The 23,788-nt window shown below is 62.7% G+C and carries 24 protein-coding genes; 17 read left to right on the forward strand and 7 right to left on the reverse strand.

The window, feature by feature from the left end; translation table 11 throughout:
* Positions 1–96 precede the first annotated feature (96 nt).
* The 10 genes from B0G75_RS25640 to B0G75_RS25685 all read left to right on the forward strand — a co-directional run bounded on the left by B0G75_RS25640 (position 97) and on the right by B0G75_RS25685 (position 10,022).
* Positions 97–1,587, forward strand: coding sequence for a 2-hydroxymuconic semialdehyde dehydrogenase (locus B0G75_RS25640; protein WP_106312168.1), 1,491 nt, complete (start codon positions 97–99; stop codon positions 1,585–1,587).
* Positions 1,584–2,405, forward strand: coding sequence for a 2-keto-4-pentenoate hydratase (gene mhpD / locus B0G75_RS25645; RefSeq protein ID WP_106312171.1), 822 nt, complete (start codon positions 1,584–1,586; stop codon positions 2,403–2,405). Before B0G75_RS25640 ends, mhpD begins: the two co-directional genes overlap by 4 nt.
* Before the next feature lie 11 nt (positions 2,406–2,416).
* Positions 2,417–3,361: an acetaldehyde dehydrogenase (acetylating) gene (locus tag B0G75_RS25650; RefSeq protein WP_106312174.1), complete on the forward strand. Its 945-nt coding sequence runs from the start codon at positions 2,417–2,419 to the stop codon at positions 3,359–3,361.
* Between the two features lie 13 nt (positions 3,362–3,374).
* Positions 3,375–4,418 (forward strand): 4-hydroxy-2-oxovalerate aldolase, encoded by a 1,044-nt coding sequence (gene dmpG, locus B0G75_RS25655; RefSeq protein WP_106312177.1) that lies wholly within the window; start codon positions 3,375–3,377, stop codon positions 4,416–4,418.
* Positions 4,415–5,188, forward strand: coding sequence for a 2-keto-4-pentenoate hydratase (locus tag B0G75_RS25660; protein ID WP_106312180.1), 774 nt, complete (start codon positions 4,415–4,417; stop codon positions 5,186–5,188). The genes dmpG and B0G75_RS25660 overlap by 4 nt, the downstream gene beginning before the upstream one ends.
* Positions 5,185–5,616, forward strand: a complete 432-nt coding sequence (locus B0G75_RS25665) for a RidA family protein (RefSeq protein WP_012432499.1) — start codon at positions 5,185–5,187, stop codon at positions 5,614–5,616. Before B0G75_RS25660 ends, B0G75_RS25665 begins: the two co-directional genes overlap by 4 nt.
* A gap of 29 nt (positions 5,617–5,645) precedes the next feature.
* Entirely contained in the window at positions 5,646–6,170 is a 525-nt protein-coding gene (locus B0G75_RS25670) for a 3-hydroxyanthranilate 3,4-dioxygenase (protein ID WP_106312183.1), read from the forward strand.
* A gap of 15 nt (positions 6,171–6,185) precedes the next feature.
* Entirely contained in the window at positions 6,186–7,208 is a 1,023-nt protein-coding gene (locus B0G75_RS25675; RefSeq protein WP_106312186.1) for an amidohydrolase family protein, read from the forward strand.
* A 67-nt stretch (positions 7,209–7,275) separates the two neighbouring features.
* Positions 7,276–8,505, forward strand: a complete 1,230-nt coding sequence (gene kynU / locus B0G75_RS25680; RefSeq protein ID WP_106312189.1) for a kynureninase — start codon at positions 7,276–7,278, stop codon at positions 8,503–8,505.
* 116 nt (positions 8,506–8,621) lie between these two features.
* Positions 8,622–10,022, forward strand: a complete 1,401-nt coding sequence (locus tag B0G75_RS25685) for an amino acid permease (RefSeq protein ID WP_106312192.1) — start codon at positions 8,622–8,624, stop codon at positions 10,020–10,022.
* Between the two features lie 297 nt (positions 10,023–10,319).
* Here the strand turns inward: B0G75_RS25685 and B0G75_RS25690 are convergent, their stop codons facing one another.
* From B0G75_RS25690 to B0G75_RS25715, 6 genes are all read right to left on the reverse strand, one after another.
* Complete coding sequence (locus B0G75_RS25690; RefSeq protein WP_258194680.1) at positions 10,320–10,655, reverse strand: c-type cytochrome; 336 nt, start codon at positions 10,653–10,655, stop codon at positions 10,320–10,322.
* Between the two features lie 120 nt (positions 10,656–10,775).
* Complete coding sequence (locus tag B0G75_RS25695) at positions 10,776–12,251, reverse strand: hypothetical protein (protein WP_258194681.1); 1,476 nt, start codon at positions 12,249–12,251, stop codon at positions 10,776–10,778.
* Between the two features lie 362 nt (positions 12,252–12,613).
* Entirely contained in the window at positions 12,614–13,654 is a 1,041-nt protein-coding gene (locus B0G75_RS25700; protein WP_106312199.1) for a porin, read from the reverse strand.
* A 203-nt stretch (positions 13,655–13,857) separates the two neighbouring features.
* The gene (locus B0G75_RS25705) at positions 13,858–14,883 is read right to left on the reverse strand and encodes a porin (protein WP_106312202.1); all 1,026 of its coding nucleotides are present in this window, start codon (positions 14,881–14,883) and stop codon (positions 13,858–13,860) included.
* A gap of 85 nt (positions 14,884–14,968) precedes the next feature.
* Positions 14,969–15,913, reverse strand: coding sequence for a 2-hydroxyacid dehydrogenase (locus B0G75_RS25710; protein WP_106312205.1), 945 nt, complete (start codon positions 15,911–15,913; stop codon positions 14,969–14,971).
* Positions 15,914–15,921: 8 nt separating this feature from the next.
* Positions 15,922–16,350 (reverse strand): VOC family protein, encoded by a 429-nt coding sequence (locus B0G75_RS25715; protein ID WP_106312208.1) that lies wholly within the window; start codon positions 16,348–16,350, stop codon positions 15,922–15,924.
* A 205-nt stretch (positions 16,351–16,555) separates the two neighbouring features.
* Here B0G75_RS25715 and B0G75_RS25720 point away from each other — a divergent pair, with 205 nt between their 5' ends.
* The gene (locus tag B0G75_RS25720) at positions 16,556–17,512 is read left to right on the forward strand and encodes an alpha/beta hydrolase (protein ID WP_106312210.1); all 957 of its coding nucleotides are present in this window, start codon (positions 16,556–16,558) and stop codon (positions 17,510–17,512) included.
* Positions 17,513–17,562: 50 nt separating this feature from the next.
* The gene (locus B0G75_RS25725) at positions 17,563–18,507 is read left to right on the forward strand and encodes a dihydrodipicolinate synthase family protein (RefSeq protein ID WP_106312213.1); all 945 of its coding nucleotides are present in this window, start codon (positions 17,563–17,565) and stop codon (positions 18,505–18,507) included.
* A gap of 50 nt (positions 18,508–18,557) precedes the next feature.
* Here the strand turns inward: B0G75_RS25725 and B0G75_RS25730 are convergent, their stop codons facing one another.
* Positions 18,558–19,217 (reverse strand): GntR family transcriptional regulator, encoded by a 660-nt coding sequence (locus B0G75_RS25730; RefSeq protein ID WP_106312468.1) that lies wholly within the window; start codon positions 19,215–19,217, stop codon positions 18,558–18,560.
* 260 nt (positions 19,218–19,477) lie between these two features.
* On the opposite strand from B0G75_RS25730, the gene B0G75_RS25735 reads away from it, so the two are divergent.
* The 5 genes from B0G75_RS25735 to B0G75_RS25755 are packed head-to-tail and all read left to right on the forward strand — an operon-like array spanning position 19,478 to position 23,774.
* A complete protein-coding gene (locus B0G75_RS25735; protein WP_106312216.1) occupies positions 19,478–20,398 on the forward strand; it encodes a fumarylacetoacetate hydrolase family protein in 921 nt (306 codons plus the stop codon).
* Between the two features lie 39 nt (positions 20,399–20,437).
* Complete coding sequence (locus B0G75_RS25740) at positions 20,438–21,505, forward strand: ABC transporter substrate-binding protein (protein ID WP_106312219.1); 1,068 nt, start codon at positions 20,438–20,440, stop codon at positions 21,503–21,505.
* A gap of 56 nt (positions 21,506–21,561) precedes the next feature.
* Entirely contained in the window at positions 21,562–22,167 is a 606-nt protein-coding gene (locus tag B0G75_RS25745) for a VOC family protein (RefSeq protein WP_106312222.1), read from the forward strand.
* Positions 22,168–22,179: 12 nt separating this feature from the next.
* Positions 22,180–22,923: an ABC transporter permease gene (locus B0G75_RS25750; RefSeq protein ID WP_106312225.1), complete on the forward strand. Its 744-nt coding sequence runs from the start codon at positions 22,180–22,182 to the stop codon at positions 22,921–22,923.
* Positions 22,923–23,774: an ABC transporter ATP-binding protein gene (locus B0G75_RS25755; protein ID WP_106312228.1), complete on the forward strand. Its 852-nt coding sequence runs from the start codon at positions 22,923–22,925 to the stop codon at positions 23,772–23,774. Before B0G75_RS25750 ends, B0G75_RS25755 begins: the two co-directional genes overlap by 1 nt.
* Positions 23,775–23,788: the final 14 nt, after the last annotated feature.

Genomic DNA, 23,788 nt, shown 5'->3' on the forward strand with positions numbered 1-23,788 from the left:
TCCGCTTTAGCATATCCAGCGCTCAATCTTTGATTACCGCCGCGTGAGGCGCCAACCGTAGACTCCTGCCAATACTTCAGTCGAGCAGGAGACGTTGTGACTTTCACCCCGGCCGCCGTGCAGCGCGCTCAACCGTTACTTCGCCATTACGTCGACGGCGAATTCATTGCGACCGCGACCACGTTCCCCAATCTCAGCCCGGTCGACGGCAGCGTGCTTGCACAAGTTTGCGAGGCCGACGCCGCCACGGTCGACGCCGCCGTGCGCGCCGCGGCCGCCGCGCAGCGCGCCGGCTGGCGCGATACCACGCCGGCGCAACGCGCCGATTGGCTGCACAAGATCGCCGACGGTATTCAGGCGCGCTTCGAGGAGTTCGTCGCTGCCGAAGTCGCCGATACCGGCCGTCCCCTCGAGCAGGCCCGCAAACTCGATATCGCGCGCGGCGTTGCCAACTTCCGCACGTTTGGCGATCTGATCCGCACCGCGAATAGCGAGTTCTTCGAAACGCAGGCGGCCGACGGCAGCGCGCTGATCAACTACGTGACGCGCAAGCCGCTCGGCGTGATCGGCATCATCTCACCGTGGAATCTGCCGTTGCTGCTGTTCACGTGGAAGGTCGCGCCGGCACTCGCCATGGGCAATTGCGTCGTCGCCAAGCCTTCGGAAGAGACGCCTGGTTCGGCCACGCTGCTGGCCGAAGTCATGCACGACATCGGCTTGCCGCCCGGTGTGTTCAATCTTGTTCACGGTCACGGTCCGAATGCGGCCGGCGAGTTTCTCACGCGTCATCCGGACATCAGCGCGATTACGTTTACCGGCGAATCGCGCACCGGCAGCACGATCATGAAGACCGTCGCCGATGGCGTGAAGGAAATCTCATTCGAACTCGGCGGGAAGAATGCGGCGGTCGTATTCGCCGATGCGGACTTCGACGCGGCGGTGGCGGGCGTTCTGAAGTCTAGCTTCACGAATGCGGGGCAGGTGTGTCTGTGCAGTGAACGTGTTTACGTGGAGCGGCCGATCTTCGAGCGCTTCGTCGCCGCATTGAAAGAGAAGACCGAAGCATTGCGCGTGGGTGCGCCGCACGATCCCGAGACGACGATGGGGCCGCTCATTTCGCGCGGACATCGCGAGAAGGTGCTGTCGTATTTCCGTCTCGCGGTCGAAGAGGGCGCCACCGTCGTGACGGGCGGCCACGTTCCGCAATTCGGCGACGAGCGTGACCAGGGGGCATTCGTGCTGCCGACCATCTGGACCGGCCTCGCCGACGACGCCCGCTGCGTCAAGGAAGAAATCTTCGGACCTGTGTGCCACATTGCGCCGTTCGATACGGAGGACGAAGTGATTGGCCGCGTGAACGACAGCGCTTACGGTCTTGCCGCCAGCATCTGGACCACGCAGCTCGCGCGCGGGCACCGGGTGGCGCGGCAGATTGAAACCGGCATCGTGTGGGTCAATGCATGGTTCGTGCGCGATCTGCGTACGCCGTTCGGCGGCGCGAAGCTCTCGGGCATCGGCCGCGAAGGTGGACGTCACTCACTCGACTTCTATTCCGAATTGACCAACATTTGCGTGAGGATCGCATGAGCGGATTGGACCTGAATGCCGTGCGGCATATCGCCGACGCGCTGTGGCGGGCGCAGCAAACCGGCGTGCCCGTAGCACCTGTTCGCAACGCGATCGCGGAACTCGGCGGCGACGCGCTCGACGCGGCCTACGCGGTGCAGCGCGTGAATACCGACCGCCAGTTGGCCGCCGGCCGCCGCTTGGTGGGCCGCAAGATCGGCCTCACGTCGAAAGCCGTGCAGACGCAACTCGGCGTCGATCAACCGGACTTCGGCATGCTGTTCGACGACATGTCGATTGCCGACGGCGAGGAGATCGCGCTGTCTCGCACGCAACAGCCCAAAGTGGAGGCGGAGATCGCGCTGGTGCTCGCGCGCGATTTGCCGCACGAACGCCACACGATCGCCGATCTGATCGGCGCGACGGCTTACGCGTTGCCCGCCATCGAAATTGTCGGCAGCCGCATCGCCAACTGGGATATCCGCCTGACCGACACGGTGGCCGATAACGCATCCAGTGGCCTCTTCGTGCTCGGCAACCGGCCCGTCAAGCTCGACGCGTTCGACATGGTCCACTGCGGCATGGCGATGGAGCGTCGCGGCGATCAGGTGAGTGTGGGCGTGGGTGCGGCATGCCTGGGCAATCCGCTGTACGCGGCAGTGTGGCTTGCCAGCACGATGACGCGTGTCGGCGCGCCGCTCAAGGCGGGCGACATCGTGCTCACGGGCGCGCTCGGACCCATGGCGGCCGTGCAGGCCGGCGACGTCTTTACCGCCCATATCGAAGGACTCGGCTCCGTAAGCGCGAGCTTCGCTCATCACTCTGAATCCACGTCGTGAACGGGAGTGCCATGTACGACAAACAGGACAAGCAGGCCGTGGCCATCATCGGCTCCGGCAATATCGGCACCGATTTGATGATCAAGGTGTTGCGCGACGCAAAGCACCTCGAAATGGGCGCGATGGTCGGCATCGACCCGGCTTCGGACGGCCTCGCGCGCGCCGAACGGCTCGGTGTGGCGACGACCGCACACGGCATCGAAGGCCTCGTCGCCATGCCGAATTTCGGCGCGATCCGCATCGCGTTCGATGCAACCTCGGCGGGCGCGCATCATCGGCATGCCGCCGTGCTGCGCGAACACGGCGTGACCGTGATCGATCTGACGCCGGCCGCGATCGGGCCGTTCGTCGTGCCGGTCGTGAATCTGTTTGCGCATCTCGACGCGCCGAACCTGAACATGGTGACGTGCGGCGGCCAGGCGACGATCCCGATCGTGCACGCGGTCTCGCGCGTTGCGCCGGTGCGGTACGCGGAAATCGTCGCTTCGATTGCGAGCCGTTCGGCGGGGCCGGGCACGCGCGCCAATATCGACGAGTTCACCGAAACGACCTCGAAGGCGATCGAAACCGTAGGCGGCGCGGCACGAGGCAAGGCAATCATCGTGTTGAACCCGGCCAAGCCGCCGTTGATGATGCGCGACACCGTCTACTGTCTGACCGAAGAAGATGCGGATATCGACGAAATCGAAAGCTCCATTCACGCGATGGTCTCGGCGGTTGCCAGTTATGTGCCGGGCTACCGGTTGAAGCAAGCCGTGCAGTTCGACCGCTACACGGCCGCGAATCCGCTCGCATTGCATGCAAACGAGTGCCGCGCGGGTTTGAAAGTGAGCGTGTTTCTCGAAGTGGAGGGCGCCGCGCACTACCTGCCTTCGTATGCGGGAAATCTGGACATCATGACATCGGCCGCGCTGGCCGCCGCCGAGCAGATCGCGGCGAGCCGCGTGGCGGCATGAGAGGAACGACGAAATGACCGATAGCAACAAAAAAATCTACGTGTCCGACGTGACGCTGCGCGACGGCATGCATGCGATCCGCCATCAGTACTCTTTGCAAAGCGCGGTTGCGATAGCGCAGGCGCTGGATGAAGCGGGCGTCGACAGTATCGAAGTGGCGCATGGCGACGGCCTCGCGGGCTCCAGCTTCAATTACGGATTCGGCGCGCACACCGACCTCGAATGGATCGAAGCCGTTGCGGCGACGGTGAAGCGTGCGCAAGTGGCGACGCTGTTGCTGCCCGGCATCGGCACCGTCCACGATCTGCGCGCGGCCTACGACGCCGGCGCGCGCGTCGTGCGGATCGCCACGCACTGCACGGAAGCGGATATCTCGAAGCAGCACATCGAGTACGCGCGCGCGCTCGGCATGGACACGGTCGGCTTTCTGATGATGTCGCATATGACGTCACCCGACGCATTGGCGAAGCAGGCCAAGCTGATGGAAAGCTACGGCGCGCAATGCGTGTATGTGGTCGATTCGGGCGGCGCGCTGAGCATGCGCGACGTCGCCGAGCGGTTCGACGCGTTCAAAGCCGTGCTCGATCCGGCCACGCAAACCGGCATGCACGCGCATCACAATCTCTCGCTGGGCGTGGCAAATTCCATCGTCGCGCTCGAGCACGGCTGCGACCGTGTCGATGCGTCGCTCACCGGCATGGGCGCGGGCGCAGGCAACGCGCCGCTTGAAGTATTCATTGCCGCAGTGGATCGCATGAAATTGAAGCATGGTTGCGATGTGAAGCAACTGATCGACGCCGCGGAAGATATCGTGCGCCCGTTGCAGGAACGCCCGGTGCGCGTGGATCGCGAAACGCTCGCGCTCGGTTACGCCGGCGTGTATTCGAGCTTTTTGCGCCACACGGAAGCGGCCGCGGCGAAATATGGTCTGTCTGCGTTCGACATCATGGTCGAGTTGGGCGAGCGTCGCATGGTGGGCGGGCAGGAAGACATGATCGTCGACGTCGCGCTGGATATGCTCAAGGCACGCGAGCTGGCGAATCAGGAGGCCGCATGATCGACCTCGACGGCATCGCCGCACGTCTCGATGAGGCAGCCCGCCACGCCGAGCCGATTGCGCAGATCACCGCGGCCGCGCCGTTTTCACTCGACGACGCCTACGTGATCCAGCGCGCGTCGATCGAGCGGCGCATTCATCGCGGCGAGAGCATGGTCGGGGTGAAGCTCGGTTTTACGAGCCGCGCGAAGATGATACAGATGGGTGTCGATAGCCTGATCTGGGGCTGGCTGACCGATGCGATGCTCGACGAAGACGGCGGGCGCGTCGCGCTCGATCGCTTCATTCATCCGCGCGTGGAACCCGAAGTCTGCTTTCTGACGAGCCGCGAGATCGATCGTCCGTTGACGCTGCTCGAAGCCTCCCGTTATCTGGAAGCGGTGGCCCCGGCAATGGAGATTATCGATTCGCGCTATCGCGATTTCAGGTTCACGCTAGAGGACGTGGTTGCCGATAACTGTTCGTCGGCAGGGCTCGTCACCGGACCGTGGACGCGGAAGTTCGACGGCTTGCGCAACGCGGGCGTGACGATGTGCATCGACGGCCGGCTGGTTCAGGCCGGCTCGACCGCGGCGATTCTGGGCGACCCGTTGCGTTCGATCGTGCAGGCTTCGCGCCTGCTTACGCAAAGCGGGCTGGCGTTGCCGGCCGGTTCGCTGATCATGGCGGGCGCCGCGACCGCCGCTCATCCGTTACCCGAGAATGCGCACGTGCATTGCGCCGTCAACGGGCTCGGCAGCACTGAATTCACTACCTATCGACTCTCATGACCAACGACTCGACCATTCAAGGGCGCATCGTGCCCGGCAAAGCCAAACCGCGCGGCCGTTTTCCTCATGTGACGCGGGCGGGCGACTTCCTGTTCGTCTCCGGCACGAGCTCGCGCCGTCCCGACAATTCGATTGCGGGCGCGTCCGCCGACGAACTCGGCACCGTGCAACTCGACATCCGCGAGCAAACGCGCGTGGTGATCGAGAACATTCGCGATATTCTGCAGAGTGAAGGCGCGGACCTGTCCAACCTCGTCGAGATATCGTCGTTCCTCGTCAACATGAACGACTTCGGCGGCTACAACGCCGTGTACGGCGAGTACTTCGACGAAACGGGTCCGACGCGCACCACGGTCGCGGTGCATCAGCTGCCGCATCCGCATCTGTTGATCGAGATGAAGGCGATTGCGTACGCGCCGCAAAAATAGACACGCGCACAAACGACAATGAGGCAGCCATGCTCACATACGGCAAACCGTTCAATTTCCAGCGCTGGATCGACGATCACGCCCATCTGCTGAAGCCGCCGGTCGGCAATCAGCAGGTGTGGCAGGACAGCGATTTCATCGTCACGGTGGTGGGTGGCCCGAATCATCGCACCGATTATCACGACGACCCGCTCGAGGAATTCTTCTATCAGCTGCGCGGCAATGCGTATCTGCATCTGTGGATAGACGGCAAGCGTGAGCGCGTCGATCTGAAAGAAGGCGACGTGTTTCTGCTGCCGCCGCATGTGCGCCATTCGCCGCAACGGCCCGAGGCCGGCAGCGTGTGCCTCGTGATCGAACGGCAACGCCCGGCGGGCCTCGTGGATGGCTTCGAATGGTACTGCGACGCTTGCGGGCATCTCGTGTATCGGGTCGAAGTGCAATTGAAGAACATCGTCAGCGATCTGCCGCCGCTGTTCAACGCGTTTTACGCGTCGGAGGAAAAACGACGTTGCGGGCATTGCGGCCATGTGCACCCCGGCAAGGCCGTCTAAACCAACAGAATAACAATGACACTTCGAATCGACATGCATTCCCACTTCTTTCCGCCGATCGCGCGGGAAGAGGCCGCACGGCTCGACGCGCAACACGCGCCGTGGCTGCAGATCGACGCGGACGGTGAACGCGGCATGATCATGACCGGCGAGAAGCGCTTTCGCCCGGTGTATCGCGCGCTGTGGGATCCGGCGGCGCGGATTGCCGAAATGGACGCGCTCGGAATCGACATTCAATTGATGTGCGCGACACCCGTGATGTTCGGCTATGGCTATGAAGCGGTCGCCGCGCACGATTGGGCCGCGCGCATGAACGACCACGCGCTCGAACTCTGCGCGCACGCGCCGCAGCGCTTGATGGCGCTTGCTCAGGTGCCGCTGCAGGATGTCGAGCTGGCTTGCCGTGAAGCGACGCGCGCGCATCGCGCCGGCCATCGTGGCGTGCAGATCGGCAATCATCTCGGCCCGCGCGATCTCGACGACGAACATCTCGTGACCTTCCTCACGCACTGCGCGAACGAGGGCATTCCGGTGCTCGTGCATCCGTGGGACATGATGACCGACGGCCGCATGAAGAAATGGATGCTGCCGTGGCTCGTCGCGATGCCGGCGGAAACGCAACTGAGCATGGTGTCGCTGATTCTGTCGGGCGCGTTCGAGCGGATTCCGAAGTCGCTCAAGTTGTGCTTCGCGCATGGCGGCGGCAGCTTTGCGTTTCTGCTTGGCCGTGTGCAGAACGCGTGGGAGCAGCGCGACATCGTGCGTGAAGATTGCCCCAATCCACCGGTGTCGTACCTCGAACGCTTTCACGTGGACAGCGCCGTGTTCGACGAAGGCGCGTTGCGTTTGCTCGTCGAAACGATGGGCGAGGACCATGTTCTGCTCGGTTCCGACTATCCGTTCCCGCTCGGCGAACAGAAGATCGGTGACCTCGTCGCGCATCATCCGCAACTGAGTGAGACGGCCAAGGCCAAGATCCTCGGTACTAACGCACAGCGATTCTTCGATCTGCCGGTGAACATCGCGCACGCTTCTTAAAAGACGAACTCAGGCGGCGCTTCATAGCGTTTGTCATTGCAATGAGAAATAACAGGAAATTAGCCAGATGATTACCCGGGAACACTGCGCGGCGCTCGACGCTGCCGACACCTTGGCCCATTGCCGCGCGCGCTTCGATCTGCCCGCGGACACGATTTACCTCGACGGCAACTCGCTGGGCGCGATGCCCGCCAATGTGCCCGCGCGCATCGAACAGGCGTTGAAGGAGGAATGGGCGCACGGCCTGATCCGTTCATGGAACGACGCCGACTGGTATCCGGCGCCGCAGCGCACCGGCAACAAGATCGCCAGGCTGATCGGCGCGGGACAGGACGAAGTGATCGTCGCCGATTCGACCTCGGTGAACCTGTTCAAGGTGCTGGTCGCAGCCACGCGCATGCGCCCCGGCCGCAACGTGATTCTGGCCGAACGCACCAACTTTCCGACCGACGTGTATATCGCATCGAGCGTCGCGGAGATGACCGGCTGCGAACTGCGCTGCGTCGATCCCGATGAGGTCGTTGCGGCTATCGACGACAGTGTGGCAATCGTGTCGCTCACGCACGTCAATTACAAAACCGGCAAACGCTACGACATGGAAGCGGTTACGCGTCAGGCGCATGAAGCCGGCGCATTGATCGTTTGGGACCTGTGTCATTCGGCGGGCGCCATGCCCGTGAATCTGAATCGTTGCGAGGCCGACTTTGCGGTCGGATGCGGCTACAAGTATCTGAATGGCGGCCCTGGCGCGCCGGCTTTCGTGTTCGTCGCGTCGCGGCATATCGAGGCCGTGCGTCAACCGTTGACCGGCTGGCATGGGCATTCCAAACCGTTCGAATTCACGCATGACTATGCGCCGCATCCGGGCATCGACCGGATGTTGACGGGCACCGCGCCGCAACTCGGCGTGATCGCACTGGAGAGCGCGCTGGAGGCTTTTAACGGTGTCGATCTCGACGTGCTGCGCGACAAGAGCGTGGCGCTTGGCAATCTGTTTATCGAATTGACCGATCAGGAACTGACGGGCCTGGGTTGCACGCTGGCTTCGCCGCGCGACGCCGAAAAGCGGGGCAGCCAGGTCTCCCTCGCTCACGCGCAAGGCTACGCGATCATGCAGGCGCTGATCGCACGCAACGTGATCGGCGACTTCCGTGCTCCGGACATTTTGCGCTTCGGTTTCGCGCCGCTCTATGTGCGCTACGTGGATATCTGGGACACGATCGCGCAACTCAAGGACATCATCGCGACCAATGCATGGAATACCAACGAGTTCAAGGCGCGCAAGTCGGTCACGTGAAGCGTTTGCAGAGTCGATGGTGAAGCATACGCCGCGCTTCGAATAGCGTAGGTCGCACGACAGCGCGGCACCGGCGCTTGTGTCCACACGCAAGCGCATTCAGGAGGAGACAAAAGATGACGCAAGAGCAGCGAGGCTTCGACACGATTGTCGAACGTGAGAAGGGGTTGCAGCGCGGATTGTCGACCGGGCAGTTGTCGATGATCGCGATTGGCGGCGCGATCGGCACCGGGCTTTTTCTCGGCAGTGGTTTTGCGATCGGATTTGCCGGGCCGAGCGTGCTGGTCAGTTACGCGATCGGCGCGCTGATCGCATTGCTGTTGATGGGATGTCTCGCGGAGATGACCGTCGCGCATCCCACTTCGGGTTCGTTCGGCGCGTATGCCGAGCACTATATCGCGCCGTGGGCGGGCTTTCTGGTGCGCTACGCGTATTGGTCGTCGATCGTGTTCGCGGTCGGCACCGAGGTGACGGCAATTGCCGTTTATATGAAGTACTGGTTTCCCGCCGTGCCTGGCTGGTATTGGATCGTCGGATTTTCAGCGGCGCTGATCGGCATCAATTCGGTCAGCGTGAAAGTGTTCGGCGCGGTGGAGTATGTCTTTTCGATGCTGAAGATCGTCGCGATCGTCGGCTTCATTCTGCTCGGCGCTTATGTGGTGTTCGGCGCGCCGGCGGATTCGACGATCGGCTTTGCCAATTACACGTCTCACGGCGGCTTCTTTCCCAAGGGCGTGTGGGGCATGTGGGTGGCGGTGATCGTGTCGATTTTCAGTTATCTGAGCATCGAGATGATCGCGGTTGCGGCGGGCGAGGCGCGCGATCCACAGAAGGCGATCACGCGAGCTTTTCGCGCGACGATGTTCCGCCTGGTGTTCTTCTACCTGCTGACCTTGGCGCTCATGCTGGCGATCGTGCCGTGGAATGCGGCCGGAACGGACGAGAGTCCGTTCGTGCGGGTGATGGCCGCGACTCACGTGCCGGGTGCGGCTGGCGTCATCAACTTTGTGATTCTGGTGGCGGCGTTGTCGGCGATGAACAGCCAGCTCTATATCACGACGCGGATGATGTTCAGCTTGTCGCGGGCCGGCTATGCGCCGCGAAAGTTGGGTGCGTTGAACGGTAAAGGAGTGCCTGTGGCCGCGCTGTGGTTATCGACGATCGGGATCGCGCTGGCTACCGTGTTGAACGTGGTTTATCCGGACGCTTCGTTTGTGTTGATGATGTCGGTTTCCATGTTCGGGGCGATGTTTACCTGGCTGATGATCTTCGTGACGCATTTCTTCTTTCGTCATCGGCATCAGGGCACGCCGTTGGCGTTCAGGATGTGGGGTTATCCGGGGACGTCCGCGTTGGGAGCCGGGTTGATGGTGAGTGCACTGGTCACCACGTGGTTCACCAACGAGTTCCGAATGACGCTCGTGATTGGCGTGCCGTTTATTGTTTTCCTACTGGTCGTTTATTTCGTCTGGTATCGCAAGCGGGCGGTTGAGGGTGCGGCGGCCGAGCTTGTATGAACGTTTGAAAACTCCGGCGTGAGTCCGTCCGGGGGCTTGTCAGACAGATCGAAATATTCCCGCATTCAATGCAGATCGTGTGTCTTGTGCGCGCCCCCGGCGCGCTTTTTTTCGTTTGAGCATTGTTGGCGCGCAATCGGGCAAGACTGATTTGCTTATGGACGAGTATTCGGGCCGAATACGGCGTTTCTGGCGGGCACTCAACTGGCGGGTGCGGTCATCGGCATACGCGGTACTGTTCCGTCAGTCGCGTTTCAGATGACCGCACAAGTGCCAGGCGAAAGCACTGCACACGGTCTACCGAACCCCCAAGACCCACTTTGCAAACCGCTCAGCCTCCTCGGCAGAAATGGCATTAGGCGGCATCTGCGCCCCGGTATTCCACTTCCCCGAACTGCCTTCGAGCATGCTCTTCTTCAGTTTGGCAACAGCATCGGAGTCGCCGCGATACCGTTCGGAGATAGCCCGAAAAGACGGGCCGACCTTGGTCGTATCCATTGAATGACAAGCGCGGCAAGTCTGCTCGCTGGCGGAAATAGACCGACCTGTAGTAATACCACCGGCGGGTGCCGCCGCAAAAGTAGTCCCACAAATCAAATACAACCAGGTAGCACTCAGAATACGTAAATTCATACCCATACCCCATAACAACTACAAAAACCAGAAACGCAAAAAACCCCACCGACGAAAACCGCCGGCAGGGCAAAGCGCTCACCGAAGAAACGCATCAAGAGAGAAACATGAAGAATTAACTCACCGAGCTGGCCAGGGCTTGGCCGGCGCACCGATCACAGGCTTGCCGAGCAACGGCGTCGACAACGCATAGGCCCCGTTCTCCGTGAAAGCCCAGATGATATTCCGGTCGTACTCCGTGTAAATCGCCAGCACACCCTTGCCCAGGGTATAACTCGGCAACTCGCTCTCATCAGCCAGCGCCGGCACGAAATACCCGGCAATAGTCGGCTTGGCCGGGTCGCGTACGTCGAAAATCTGCACACCGGCGTTATAGAACGAATACGGAATCACACCTTGCCGCCAGCCCCCCGGCTGCCCCGTCGCGTTCGACCGTTTCGGACCGAAGTTGCCGCCGCGCTGGCAGAAACTCGTGAACGGCGCGCCTTCGGGTGGCGTCGGCTGCGGCAGCTTCGCCGCGACCTTCAGATGCGAAGGATCGCGTGCGTCCACTACAAAGATGTCTTTGTACGGCTCGTAGCAGTCACGGTTCATCGGATAGCCGCTCGTCAGCACATAACCGGTGCGGTCGTATTGGCTGACATCGGCGTTGTCGTATTCGGTGCCCGCGAAACTCGGCGCCGTGTTCACGTTGCCGAGCACCTTCGGCCTGGCAGGATTCGACAGATCGAAGGAATAGAGCCCGAGTCCGCCCATCGCGCCGAAACCGATCTTGCCACCTTGTTCCAGCGGCTTCGGCAGGAAGATAGGAATACGCGCACCCATCCACGAAGTACGATTGCCCGCGCGCGGATTCGTCATATACGCGTGTTCGTGCGCCTCATTGCCGAGAATCTGTCCCGGCACCGAGATCTGCGAGACGAACTTCGGATCGGCCGGATCGGACATATCCCACACCTGGTAGCCCGGCGAATACAGATAGTTCGGGTACTCGGTCAAACCATAGCTGTCGTCCGGCGCGGCGGACAGGATCATGTACTTGCCACCGTAGTATTCCGGCGCATCGAGCGAACCCGAACCCTGTTGCTGACCGATCGGCGCATCGGGATGCTTGTAGTCGGTCGTGCGCGTCGCGATCAACTTCCATTGGCTCGGCAGCGGGCCGTTCATTTCGAAGACCTTGAAACCCTTGAGCGAGTTGTAGTGACGCTGCGCCTCGACCTTGTCCGGTTGCTCACTCTTGTCGCTCAGCAGACCGTAGCGGCCAATTTCGAACGACGCGACCAGCACCGGCTTGCCGAGCTTCTTGCTCCACACGATGGTGGCGCCGCCCAGGTAGTCATGCACATTGTTCGGATCGAAGCGTTCGGTCGGTCCTTTGGGCCCCCACGTGGCGCCCTGCGAAAACACCACTTTGCCATTGGCCGGATCGGTGACGTCCATGATGCGCAGATAGTCGCGGTCATGAATGTAGAGGTAACGGTGTCCATCGAAGTCGGCGACATTGTTCCAGGCGTGGAAGGGCGAACCGACTTGTGGATAGAAGGCCAGCACCTTCACGTCCTTGGCGTAGCTCTTTTTGTCCCATGTGGTCATCTCGCCGGGGAAGTGCTGGGCCTTGATGCACCTCGGGCGTCGCCTTCGGCCACACGAACTGCCCGGTTGCCGGATCCATGCCGTAATCGACGCCGGGCTTGAGCGGAACGGGGCGGCGATCGGGCGTCAGACGTAGCCACGCGGCCAGATAGGGATCCTTGACATTCGGCGTGCCGGGCGTCGCCTGTGTGCCCGACGCCGGCGTCACCGCGGTCGCCGGCGCGCCAGAAGCCGCAGCCGCAGCCGGTTGAGCAGCTTCGCCGCTTGCGCACGCCGCGGCCGAGATGAACGCCAGCATTGCGCCTGTTGCGAGAGATGATTTCAAATTGCTTGTGCGAAGCATGAGCTTCCTCCTTTTTATATTAGAACGCGTGGCGAATACCGAACTGGAAGCCGCTCGGATTCTGTCCACCGTTCGGATAAACCTGGAACGTCACCGGATAAGGCACGGGCACGTCGTGTTGATGTTTGACATGCGCGAAAGTGGCATACAGGTCGGTCCGTTTCGACAAACCGTAGATGTAGCCGATCACGCCGCCGGTGGCGCTGGAAATGCTGGTGTTGTTGTCGTCGTGGCGATGCACCACGCTCAGGTACACACGGTTGCGTCCGTCGATGTTCCAGCGCGCGCCGATCTGCGCATCCCAGCCCTGCGAATTGAACGCGACGTAGGGCGGAAACGCGTAATAGCCGTTGTATGTGTGATAAATCAGCGTCGGCTCGAAGCCGCCGAACTTGTAGACGGCGGAGAAATAGTTGTCGCGCGACGAGTGGATCCGCGAGGACCTGAAGATATCCCGCGTGTACTGCAACTCGCTGACGGCGCCGATGAAGATCGGCCCATGCCGGTAGTCGATGCTGGTGCTGAGGAAGCGTCCCGCGCGCGTGCTGTCGCCCACACCGGTGGTCGCCATGATCCGGCCGGTGAAGCCGTAGAAGGTCGGCGTCTTGTACTGGATCGCGTTGTCCACGCGGTACGACGCGTAAAAGAACTCCATGTTGTTGACCATACTGAAGTCCGCTGCCCAGCTCGGATCGGCGTAACCCGCGATCCAGTACGAGGGCGTGAACTGGCGGCCCATCGTGATTTCACCCCAGTTGCCTTTCAGGCCGACGAACGACTGGCGAAATTGCGCGGACTGCACGCCGGTGTTCGCGGAGAACATCGGCTCGATGGTGAACACGGCCTTGTTGCCGCCGCCCAGGTCTTCGACACCGCTCAGGTTGAAGCGCGAGTTGTTCAGGCCGCCGCTCGACATGCGCGTCACGTTGCCGCCAGAACCGGAAGAGATTAGATGTTCGATGTTCAGGTCGACATAGCCGGACAGCCAGATCTTCGACTGGGCATGTGCCCCGGCGCATGCGAGCATCAAGGCGCCTGACACGAGAGTCTTCGTTTTCATTCCATCTCCAAACTAATTGTCGTTCTTTTCGTGTTGTGAAGACGGCTGTCGGCGCGCTCGACAGCCGCGGTTACGGCTTCTCTGTTCGTGTATACACAAACTCGTAAAAATTATACCCACGGCAAAATTTGGATTCCGAGCTTTATTTTTTTATACAAAACAACGTTTTAGTTATAGCGGGTTGACCCGAATGGCATCGCGCGTCAAAAACGATGCCGGATTCCTGCTGCATAAGTCATCGCGGTGCCATAGCCGGAAAGCCGGTCGTAGACGGTGAGCAGGTAGAGGTCGGTGCGTTTGGACAAGAAATAGTCGAGACCCGCGGAGCCCGTATTGCGGCCTGTGACGATGTTTTTCGGCGCGCTGCGTCGCGTATACGCCCATTCGGCGAGGGCGGTGAGCTGCGAGGTCAGCGGTACGGACAGGCCGGTTTCGAAGGTGTGCGCCCCGACGTCGGTCGAGTCGGTGCGCAGTCCTTGCAATGCGCCATACAGCTTGAAAAGCGAAAAGTCGTACGCGGCGCCGACGATGTACGCGTTCTGTGTCGGCGCCGCGACACCCGCAACCACGCGCGTGCGTTGTACCGTCGCGACAGCGGTGAGGGAACCGAGGGCATAGAGCGCGGAGAACGCGGCGTTGTAGATTCCGTTCGCGCCCGCGACGCCGCCGGGCGCATACACGGCCGTGGCGGTCAGGCCGTTCAGATTCGGGCTGGTGTACTGAATGCCGTTATTCCAGACGGTGTCGCCCGCAATCGCGCCGCCGTAGGGCGCGGTGAACGTCTGCATGACGAGCGGCGAAAACAGGATCGACGCCTGAAACGGATTGGCGACCTGCTCGGCAAGGTAGAGCAGATTGGTGTGTCGGCCGAACGTCACGCGTCCAAAGGGCCCGGCGATGCCGACATACGAGTTGCGTCCCCAGAAGGGATCGGCGGCAGTGCGGCCGAGGCCGCCATTGGTCGGTTGAAAAAAGCTCTCGAGCACGGCGATCGCGTGATAACCGGCACCCAGTTCTTCGTTGATGCGGATGCCCCAGTACGGCGCCGTGAGCCCGGGGCTCTGTTCGGCGAGTGCGGCGGGTGGTCCGTTGCTGCGTTTGCTGCTGGCGATATCCAGCCCGACGAGCCCATACAGCGTGACGGACGTCTGTGCCTGCACGGCGCGCGAAGCGATGCACCATGCGGCGGCGCAAACGAGCGCGAGCGCGCTTAACGATCGAACGTTCATAGCGAGTCCTTGTGAGCGGTTGGGAACAACGAAAACAGCAAAGACAGCGGATCGGCGGCGCGGCGGACCGCCGCGCCGCCACGTGTCAAACAGTGCGCACTGCGAATTCGACGGGTGTGTGCGTGAAGTGCTGGGCCAGGCTGGCGATCAAAGCGTCGCGTTGTGCTATCAGCGAGGCGGGCGAGCGTCCCGCGATGTGCGGTGTGACGAGCACATCGGGATGATCGAGCAACTCGAGCGGCACCTCCGGTTCGTGCTCGATCACGTCGAGCCCCGCGCCGGCAATCGCGCGCTCCGCCAGCGCGTCGAGCAAGGCCCGCGTGTCGAGCACCGAACCGCGCGAGACGTTCACTACGTAGCCGTGCGGCCCGAGCGCGTACAAGACCTCTCGATCGACCAGATGCTTCGTCGCCGGACCGCCGTTGCAGGCGATCACGAGAAAGTCGCTGGCGGCGGCGAGTTCCGCGAGCCGGCCGTAGTAGCGGCCGGGCGCGTCGGCATGCGGCCCGCGCGTGTGATAACCGAGCGTCATGTCGAAACCTCGCGCGCGCGCCGCGATCAATCTGCCGATGCGGCCCATGCCGACTATCCCCAGCCGCGCGCCCGTCAGCGTGGCACGCTCGCCGCGCGAGGTGCGCCAGTTGCCGCCGCGCACCGCCTCGGTGAGCGGCGCATAGCCGCGCGCGAGTGCGAGCAGCAGACCGATGGCGTGATCGGCGACGGTCGCCGCATTCGCGCCGGGTGCATGCGTGACCACGATGCCGCGTCGCGCGGCCGCGGCGACATCGACGTTTTCGTAGCCCGCGCCGAACGCGCTGACGATCTCGAGCGCCGGCAGCGCAGCCACCCGCGCTTCGGACAAACCGGTCGAGCCGTTGGTCACGACCGCGCGCACCGTCGTCAGGTCGACGCCGGCAGGCCACGTTTCAGGCCAGCCATCCGGCAGGTAATGCAGCGTGTAGGCGCGCCGCAGCGCATCGAGCGTCGTGTCGGGCAGCGGGATCAGCGCGAGCACGTGGGTGGCGCTCATACGGCAGCTCACGGTTGCGGATCGGCCGCTTGCGCGGCCGATGCCACTTCCTTCACTGCGCCTTTCCAGCCGTTTTCGGTGATGTCGAACACGGTGCCGTCGGGCATGCGGTACTTCACTTCGTAGAACACGTTCGGGTCTTTCTCGTGGCGTCCCGTCAGATAGGTGCCGCCCGCCGCGACCACGCGCGCCGCGGTGGCTTCCACGTTATCCACCCACATGCCGAAGTGGATCACGCCGCGCACATCCTTCAGGCCGCCGTAGCCGGGCACGGTCTCGTCCTTGAAGTTGAGCAGCGCCACGTTCATCGTGCCGTCTGTCATGTAGATGCCGCGCATCGCGTTGCCCGCGCGGCGCATGCCAAATGCCTGCTCGAAGAATTGCGCGGCCGCTTCCGGATCTTCGACCGAAAGCGCGATATGACGGAGCTTGTCCATGTGATGTCCTTGCATTGTCCTGAAGGTGATTCGCCCGCGGGCGAGAAGAGGGTTGTCGTGACTGTGAATCAAGAATGTCCGCAACTTCACCAGGTATACTACGTACAAGAAATGTATACACAAAATTGATTGGATATACCAGAATGCTCTTCATGCGCTGGCCGAGGCGGCCGGGCTGAATCGCTGCAATGCAAGAGGACCACCGATGCGCACCTTGCAGGAACCGTTGGGCAGTCTCTCCGCCGCGCTCAGGCAACGTTTTGCGCAGATCGGGCCGGTGTGGGGACGCGACATCAACCACCATCGCGATCTGGTGGTCGACGCGTATTCGCCGTTGGTGGCGCAGGCGCGCGATGCCGGCGAATCGTTCGAGGCCGCGCGCGAACTGGCTTACGGAAGCCACGAGCGGCAGCGTCTCGACGTGTTCGCGTCTGAAGAAACGCGGCGCAAGGGCAATGCCGACGTGGTGCTGTTCGTCCACGGCGGTGCGTTTCTGCGCGGCAGCAAGAGCTTCAACGGACTCATCTACGACAACGTGTCGCGCTGGTTCGCCCGGCAGGGCTGCGTCGCGCTGAATGTGGAGTACCGGCTTGCGCCCGATGCGCCGTATCCCGCGGGCGCCGATGATGTGGCCGCCGCGTTGGCCTGGGCGCTGAGACACGTTGGCGAATTCGGCGGCAATCCGCAAAGAATCTTTCTGGTCGGCCACTCGGCCGGTGGCGCGCATGTCGCCACGTATCTGTGCGACCCGCTCTTCGACAAATTGCGCGGCAGCATGCCGCGCGTCGCGGGCGCCGTGCTGATTAGCGCGCGGCTCGTCGCGGACGTGCACGCTGACAATCCCAACGCCGATGGCGTGCGGGCCTATTTCGGCGCCGACCAAACACGCTACGCCGCACGTTCGCCGCTGACTCACGCGGCGCATTTCGACACGCCACTAATGGTGGTCGTCGCCGAATACGAAAACCCTTATCTGGATGCCTACGGCGCGGCGTTCTTCGAGCGTGTGCTCACGGCGCGCCGCAGTGCCGGCGAAGCGGCCGCCCAACGCGCACCCCGTTTCGTGCAGATGCTGCGGCACAACCATACCTCGGTGGTCGCGCATTTCGATTCGGGCGAGACGCTGTTAGGCGACGTCATGCTCGATTTTTTCGGCGCGTGAGCGCGCAGGTTTAGGCGCTTTCATTCGTATTCCACATCAAGGAGTCTCGCATGGCCGTCCACAGGCCCCCCGCTTTTGCGACACCGCGCGTGTTCGCGCCAGTTATCACGCCGTTCACCAAAGACTTGCGCATCGACGCGCCGCGTTTCGTCGCGTTCTGCCGCTGGCTGGTCGGGCAGGGCGCGGGCCTCGCGCTATTCGGCACCAACAGCGAGGCGAACTCGCTGGCTCTGACCGAGCGTCACGCATTGCTGGATGACGTGATCGAGGCCGGTCTCGATCCTGCGCAGATGTTGCCGGGCACCGGCTCGTGCGCACTGCCCGACGCGATCGCGTTGACGCGTCATGCGTGCGAGGCGGGTTGCGCGGGCGCGCTGATGTTGCCGCCGTTCTTCTACAAGGGCGTCAGCGACGACGGTCTGTTCGCGTACTACTCCGACGTGATCCAGGCAATCGGTTCGGATCAGTTGCGGGTGCTGCTGTATCACATCCCGCAGTTCACCGGCGTGCCGATTACGCCCACGCTGATCGAGCGGCTGATCACGGCGTATCCGCGGACGGTAGTGGGCATCAAGGACAGTTCGGGCGACTGGGCCAACACCGAGGCGATGCTGCGCAAATTTCCCGGCTTCGCGGTGTTTCCCGCGTCAGAGGCGTTGCTCGGCAAGGCGCTGCCGCTCGGCGCAGCCGGCTGCATTTCAGCGACCGCGAATATTCAGCCGCAGGCGATCGCGAGTCTGCTTAACGCGACTACATTGGAAGAACGGGCAGTGTGGGAAGGCAAGGTGGCGACGGTGCGGCTAGCCGTCCAGGCGCAACCGATGATCCCGGCGCTGAAGCATATCGTCGCGCACTTCGCGAACGACGAGTCGTGGACCCGCGTGCGTCCTCCGCTGAGCCCGATGAACCCCGCGCAATCAGGCGCGCTCATGCAGCAGCTTAAGGCGCTGGATTTTTCGCTGCCCGCCATAACCCTTGCGACGGCGGCTGCATGAACACGCAGCGCGTACCGGCGCATGTCGCGACGCCGGCAAACGCCGCAACCTCAGGCGTTCTCGCGCTCCGTGCGCTGGCGCTTGAGCCGGCCGAGCACGACGATCGACAGCCGTGCGGTGTGATCGCGCATGGCGTTGTACGCGCGCTCCGGCTCGGAGTTGAGGATGGCGGACACGATCTCGCGATGCTCGTCGGTCGCCGCTTCGAAGCGCGACGGCGAAGCCGGCTGCGCGGCGCGAAAGCCCGCCAGACGCTGACGCTGCACCGCCATGATCTGCGCCAGCGACTTGCTTTGCGCACCCTTGCAGATCAGTTCGTGGAATTCGCGATTGAGTGCGAAGTACTCCGTCTCGTCGCCGCGCGCGATCGCGGCGTTCATTTCGGTCTGCAGCTCTTCGAGCTGCTTCTTCTCGACGAGGCTCATGCGCTGCGCGCTCAAACGGCAGCACAGCGCTTCGAGTTCGCACATGGCCTCGAGCATGTCGGCGAGTTCGTCGATGCTGAACTGCGCGACTACCACGCCTTTGCGCGGTGTCAGCTCGACCAGGCCGCGCGCGGCCAGCTCGCGCAGCGCTTCGCGGATCGGCGTGCGCGACGCGTTGAAGCGTTCGGCGAGCGCCGCTTCTTCGAGCTTCTGGCCCGGTTCGAGCGCGCCGTCGATGATCTCGTCGCACAGCAGGCGGTAAATCTTGGAGGAGAGCGTGGTCATCGTGATGGTCATGGGTTGAGCGAAACCGTGGGCAAGCGGCCCTCATTATGCGCCAGCGACCCAACCGCCTCAATCGCCACCGCGCATATCCGGCCTTTGCAAGTTCATGCAGTGTACGCGCGAGCGTGTTCACGCCCCGATAAGTGTATACGAGGATTTTAATAAAAATACACCGGTGACTGAATGTATACGAACATTTCAGTCCGGTTATTGCGTCCTCGAGAGTCGAAAATTCATCCCTACAGAAAGCGAGGCAAGACGTGACCTGGTTTGGTATCGCAACCTACGAATTGAATGGCTGCAGCGGCACTGGCCTGGCTGTCGGCGGCAAGCTGTACGACGCGCACGCCGCGTTGAACCAGATCGCCCCAGAGGCGCCACTCGCGGATGTCGGCACGTTGATCGCCCGCTGGGAGACGGACGGCGCCGCTGTTGTCGAACGGCTCGAACGGGCGGCGCGCGCGATCGAAGCGGGTACGTTGGAGATCGCCGCGCTGCAAGGGCATACGCTATGCGTGCCGTTCCGCCCGCGGCGTATTTTCGCGGCCGCTTCGAACTATTACGAGCACGCTCGGGAGATGGGCACCGAACTCGCGCCGCGCGAGGAAAGCACGCCGTACATGTTCATGAAAGCCGAGACGAGCGTCGTGCCTACGCTTGCCGAGGTCGTGATTCCGCCGCACGCCGAGCGGGTCGACTGGGAGGTGGAACTGGCCGTGGTGATCGGCAAAACCGGCCGTCACGTCGACCAGCGGGACGCTTACGACTACATTGCCGGGTACACGATTCTGAACGACGTCAGCGCGCGCGACCTGAATCGCCGCACCGACTATCCGTTCAAACACGACTGGTTTCGCGGCAAGAGTTTCGATACCTTTGGTCCGCTCGGGCCGTGGTTCGTGCCGCGTGCGTGCATCGCCGAGCCGCAGAATCTGCGCATGCGTCTTTCGGTGAACGGCGAAATGATGCAGGACGGCAGCACGTCCGGGATGATCTTCAACATCGCCGAGCAGATCGAATATTTATCGACGATCCTCACGCTGCAGCCCGGCGATCTGATCGCCACGGGCACGCCGACCGGCGTCGGCATGGGGCGCGGCGTCTATCTGAAGGCGGGCGACGTGATGGTCGCTTCCATCGACGGCATCGGTTCGATCGAGAATCCATTGGTGGCGGGCTGAGCGCCATCCATTGACTCTACTCATTGACGGGGACACGACATGTTCCAGCGGATACGACGCGCGGTGGCGCGGAGAGTGCCGGGACTCACACGGCGCACGGCATTGAGCGCTGCCGCGCTGGTCGCCGCGACGCTCTTCACCAGCGTCCACGCGGCCGCTCAAACAACGGATAAGCGCGCCGCGCAGGTTGCCGACAAGGTGCGCGTGAATCTGGCGTGGCTGCCGCAGGGCAGCACAGGCGGCATTCTGCTCGCTCAGGCTAAGGGCTACTACCGCGAGGCAGGGCTCGATGTCAGCGTGATGCGCGGCTACGGCGGCCAACGCACCGTCAATGAAGTGGACGGCGGTCTGTTCGAGTTCGGCTACGGCGACCCCGTGAGCGTGATGCTGAATCGCGCGAACGGCGGCCATGCCGTGATGGTCGGCGCGATTAACACGCGCTGGCCCGGTGCGATGTGTTATCTGGAACGGCCCGGTTTCAAGGTCAGGTCGCTGAAGGATCTCACCGGCATGACGCTGGGCGGCGGCGGCGCGTCGCCCGTGCAGAACATCATGCCGGCCTGGTTGAAGCAGAACGGCATGGCGCCCGATGCGATCAAGACGGTGCGCCTCGATCCGGCGGTGATCAACACCGCGTTATTGCAGAAGCGCATCGACCTGTCCGAGTGCTGGGAAGGCGCGAGCCTGCCGGTGCAGGCCGCGCTGGTGAAGCGGGCAGGGCGGCAACTCGGCAAGGTGTATTACCGCGATTTCGGTCTGGACATGATGGGCAACGGTATCGTCACCACGGACAGTTTCGTGGCCCAGCATCCGGACGTGGTCAAGCGCTTCGTGGCCGCCACCTATCGCGGCTATGCGCTGATGCGCGAGCATCCGCAGGAGGCCGCCGATGCGATTGCGGCGCAATATCCCGTGCTCGACAAGACGATCCTGTTGCAGCAGATCGTCGAGACCAACGGCCTCATCGCCGACGACCCCGCGCAGCACAAGACCGGCTGGCTGCGGCCGGCACGCATGGACGCCACCGCGGCATTCGTGTCGCACGCGTTCGGCACCGGCGCGAAGGTGAAGGCGGCCGACCTTTATACGAACCGGTTTGTGGAATAGAGCGCGATTTAAACAGCATTTAGACCGCAGCCAGTGCATGACACAGGAGACAGGTAATGAACAGTTTGCGTCCTAAGCGGCTTGGACACATGGTGCTGATGGTGCGCGACATTCAGAAGTCCGCGCGCTTTTACACGGAAGTGCTAGGCCTCAAAGTATCCGACTGGATCGGCGATCAGATGGTGTTTCTGCGCGCCGGCAGCGATCACCACGATCTCGCGCTCGCGCAATTGCCGAAAGATTCCGCCGATTTCAACGACTTGCCGCGCTATTCGCGACCGGGACTCGAACACTTCTCGTATCTGATCGACAGCTATGAGGAAATGGAGCGCTCGGTCAAGGTGTTGCAGGAGCATGGCGTGGAGATCGTGCGCGGCATCGGCCGCCATGGTCCGGGTAATAACCTGTTCCTCGTGTTCAAGGATCCGGACGGCAACAACGTCGAGGTGTACTGCGAGATGACGCAGATCGGCGAGCGCGACGAACATGAGCCGCAGGTGTGGGAGCGCACCATCGAATCGTTCGATCAATATCGCTTCCAGCGCTTCGTGGTTCCGCCGCCACCGCATCTGGCGGCTCAGAAGTCGGCGCAAACGGCGCAAGGCGACACGCAAACCAGCGCTGACGAAGCGAAGAAATCCGATCCTTCCGCTCAGACATAATTTGGAACCCTTATGAAGCGATTCATCGAAACCGTCTCGTTCTGGGTCGTGATCGGCCTGGTCTGGGAGTTCGGCGTGCGCTGGACGGGCACGCGTGACTACGTGCTGCCGGCGCTCTCGCAGGTGTTCGCCGCCGGTTGGGAGATGCGCGGCCAGTTGCTCGCGGATACGCTCGCAACCGCCTGGGAAGTGTTCGCCGGTTTCGCGCTGGCGCTAGTCGGTGGCCTCGCGATCGGCCTGCTCGCGAGTATGTCGAGCATCGCGCGACGCACCTTGTTGCCGCTCGTCACCGCATTGCAGAGCATGCCGAAGATCGCGCTCGCGCCCTTGCTGATCGTCTGGTTCGGCTATGGATTCGCCTCGAAGCTGGCCGCGGCCGTGCTGTTCGCGTTCTTCCCGATCGTGATCGCGACGATGGGTGGTCTGGCCGGCGTGCCGCGCAATCTGGACGAGCATTTCCGCGCGCTTGGCGCGTCGCCGGCCAGGACCTTCTGGCATTTGCGCTTGCCGGCTGCGTTGCCCGCGTTGATCGACGGCTTGAAGATCGCCATGCCGCTCGCGGTGATCGGCGCGATTGTCGGCGAGTTCATCGGTTCGGAGTCCGGGCTCGGGCATCTGATCGTGTTCGCGACCTCGAACGCGCAGACAGCGCTTTCGTTCGCGGCGATCCTGATGGTGACCGCGCTGGCCATGCTGTTTTACTGGGCCGTCGAACTGGTTTCGCGCGGCGTATGGTGGAGAGGAGTGACGGTCTGATGGCACTGGTCGACAAGTTGCGTATCGTGCAGCGCGCCGCGGCAAACGGCGCGGCGATTCATCCGCTGCACAAGGACGAGACGGCGCCCGCGCTGATCTCGGTCGAGCAGGTGGGCAAGCGTTTCGCCGCGCGCGGCGGCGCGCAAGCGTTCAGCGCGCTCGACGGCGTCTCGATGCAGATTCGCGAGAGGGAATTCGTTTCGATCCTGGGGCCGAGCGGCTGCGGCAAGAGCACCTTGCTGCGCATGGTCGCGGGCCTCGTACCCAGCGACGAGGGCCGTATTCTCCTCGGCGCCGAACCGATCGGCGCGCCGGTGCCGGACATCGGTGTGGTGTTTCAGACCAGCAACCTGCTTCCGTGGCTGAGCGTCGGCGCCAATATCCGGCTCGGCGCCAAATTGCGGAATCTGCCGCGCGCGCAAGTGGATCAGCGCCTTCCCGCCTTGCTCGAAACGTTGGGTCTGACGGCGTTCGCCGATCGCTATCCGCATGAGTTGTCGGGTGGCATGCGGCAGCGCGCCGCGATCGGGCAGATTCTGCTGCTCGAGCCACGCGTGATGCTGATGGACGAGCCATTCGGCGCGTTGGACGCGCTCACGCGCGACCGCCTGAATGTCGAGTTACTGAGAATCTGGCAGCAGAGCACGCTCACCGTGTTGCTGGTCACGCATAGCATCCACGAGGCCGTATTTCTGTCGGACCGGGTGCTGGTGATGTCCGAACGCCCCGGCCGCGTGATTCACGACGTCAAGATCGATCTCCCGAGGCCGAGACAGCCCGATCAGGTGAAAAGCGATCCGCTATACGGCGAGTACGTTTCGCAGTTGTCCAAACTGATGGGTGTGTTCTAGTCACGCTCACGACG

It is taken from the genome of Paraburkholderia sp. BL18I3N2 (assembly GCF_003001875.1).
Classification (GTDB): Bacteria; Pseudomonadota; Gammaproteobacteria; order Burkholderiales; family Burkholderiaceae; genus Paraburkholderia; species Paraburkholderia phytofirmans.

Bases quoted from the DNA above. Each gene is read 5' to 3' on its own strand.
- mhpD (WP_106312171.1), top strand. From the start codon at position 1,584: ATGAGCGGATTGGACCTGAATGCCGTGCGGCATATCGCCGACGCGCTG.
- B0G75_RS25650 (WP_106312174.1), top strand. From the start codon at position 2,417: ATGTACGACAAACAGGACAAGCAGGCCGTGGCCATCATCGGCTCCGGC.
- dmpG (WP_106312177.1), top strand. From the start codon at position 3,375: ATGACCGATAGCAACAAAAAAATCTACGTGTCCGACGTGACGCTGCGC.
- B0G75_RS25660 (WP_106312180.1), top strand. From the start codon at position 4,415: ATGATCGACCTCGACGGCATCGCCGCACGTCTCGATGAGGCAGCCCGC.
- B0G75_RS25665 (WP_012432499.1), top strand. From the start codon at position 5,185: ATGACCAACGACTCGACCATTCAAGGGCGCATCGTGCCCGGCAAAGCC.
- B0G75_RS25670 (WP_106312183.1), top strand. From the start codon at position 5,646: ATGCTCACATACGGCAAACCGTTCAATTTCCAGCGCTGGATCGACGAT.
- B0G75_RS25675 (WP_106312186.1), top strand. From the start codon at position 6,186: ATGACACTTCGAATCGACATGCATTCCCACTTCTTTCCGCCGATCGCG.
- kynU (WP_106312189.1), top strand. From the start codon at position 7,276: ATGATTACCCGGGAACACTGCGCGGCGCTCGACGCTGCCGACACCTTG.
- B0G75_RS25685 (WP_106312192.1), top strand. From the start codon at position 8,622: ATGACGCAAGAGCAGCGAGGCTTCGACACGATTGTCGAACGTGAGAAG.
- B0G75_RS25690 (WP_258194680.1), bottom strand. From the start codon at position 10,655: ATGAATTTACGTATTCTGAGTGCTACCTGGTTGTATTTGATTTGTGGG.
- B0G75_RS25695 (WP_258194681.1), bottom strand. From the start codon at position 12,251: ATGACCACATGGGACAAAAAGAGCTACGCCAAGGACGTGAAGGTGCTG.
- B0G75_RS25700 (WP_106312199.1), bottom strand. From the start codon at position 13,654: ATGAAAACGAAGACTCTCGTGTCAGGCGCCTTGATGCTCGCATGCGCC.
- B0G75_RS25705 (WP_106312202.1), bottom strand. From the start codon at position 14,883: ATGAACGTTCGATCGTTAAGCGCGCTCGCGCTCGTTTGCGCCGCCGCA.
- B0G75_RS25710 (WP_106312205.1), bottom strand. From the start codon at position 15,913: ATGAGCGCCACCCACGTGCTCGCGCTGATCCCGCTGCCCGACACGACG.
- B0G75_RS25715 (WP_106312208.1), bottom strand. From the start codon at position 16,350: ATGGACAAGCTCCGTCATATCGCGCTTTCGGTCGAAGATCCGGAAGCG.
- B0G75_RS25720 (WP_106312210.1), top strand. From the start codon at position 16,556: ATGCGCACCTTGCAGGAACCGTTGGGCAGTCTCTCCGCCGCGCTCAGG.
- B0G75_RS25725 (WP_106312213.1), top strand. From the start codon at position 17,563: ATGGCCGTCCACAGGCCCCCCGCTTTTGCGACACCGCGCGTGTTCGCG.
- B0G75_RS25730 (WP_106312468.1), bottom strand. From the start codon at position 19,217: ATGACCACGCTCTCCTCCAAGATTTACCGCCTGCTGTGCGACGAGATC.
- B0G75_RS25740 (WP_106312219.1), top strand. From the start codon at position 20,438: ATGTTCCAGCGGATACGACGCGCGGTGGCGCGGAGAGTGCCGGGACTC.
- B0G75_RS25745 (WP_106312222.1), top strand. From the start codon at position 21,562: ATGAACAGTTTGCGTCCTAAGCGGCTTGGACACATGGTGCTGATGGTG.
- B0G75_RS25750 (WP_106312225.1), top strand. From the start codon at position 22,180: ATGAAGCGATTCATCGAAACCGTCTCGTTCTGGGTCGTGATCGGCCTG.
- B0G75_RS25755 (WP_106312228.1), top strand. From the start codon at position 22,923: ATGGCACTGGTCGACAAGTTGCGTATCGTGCAGCGCGCCGCGGCAAAC.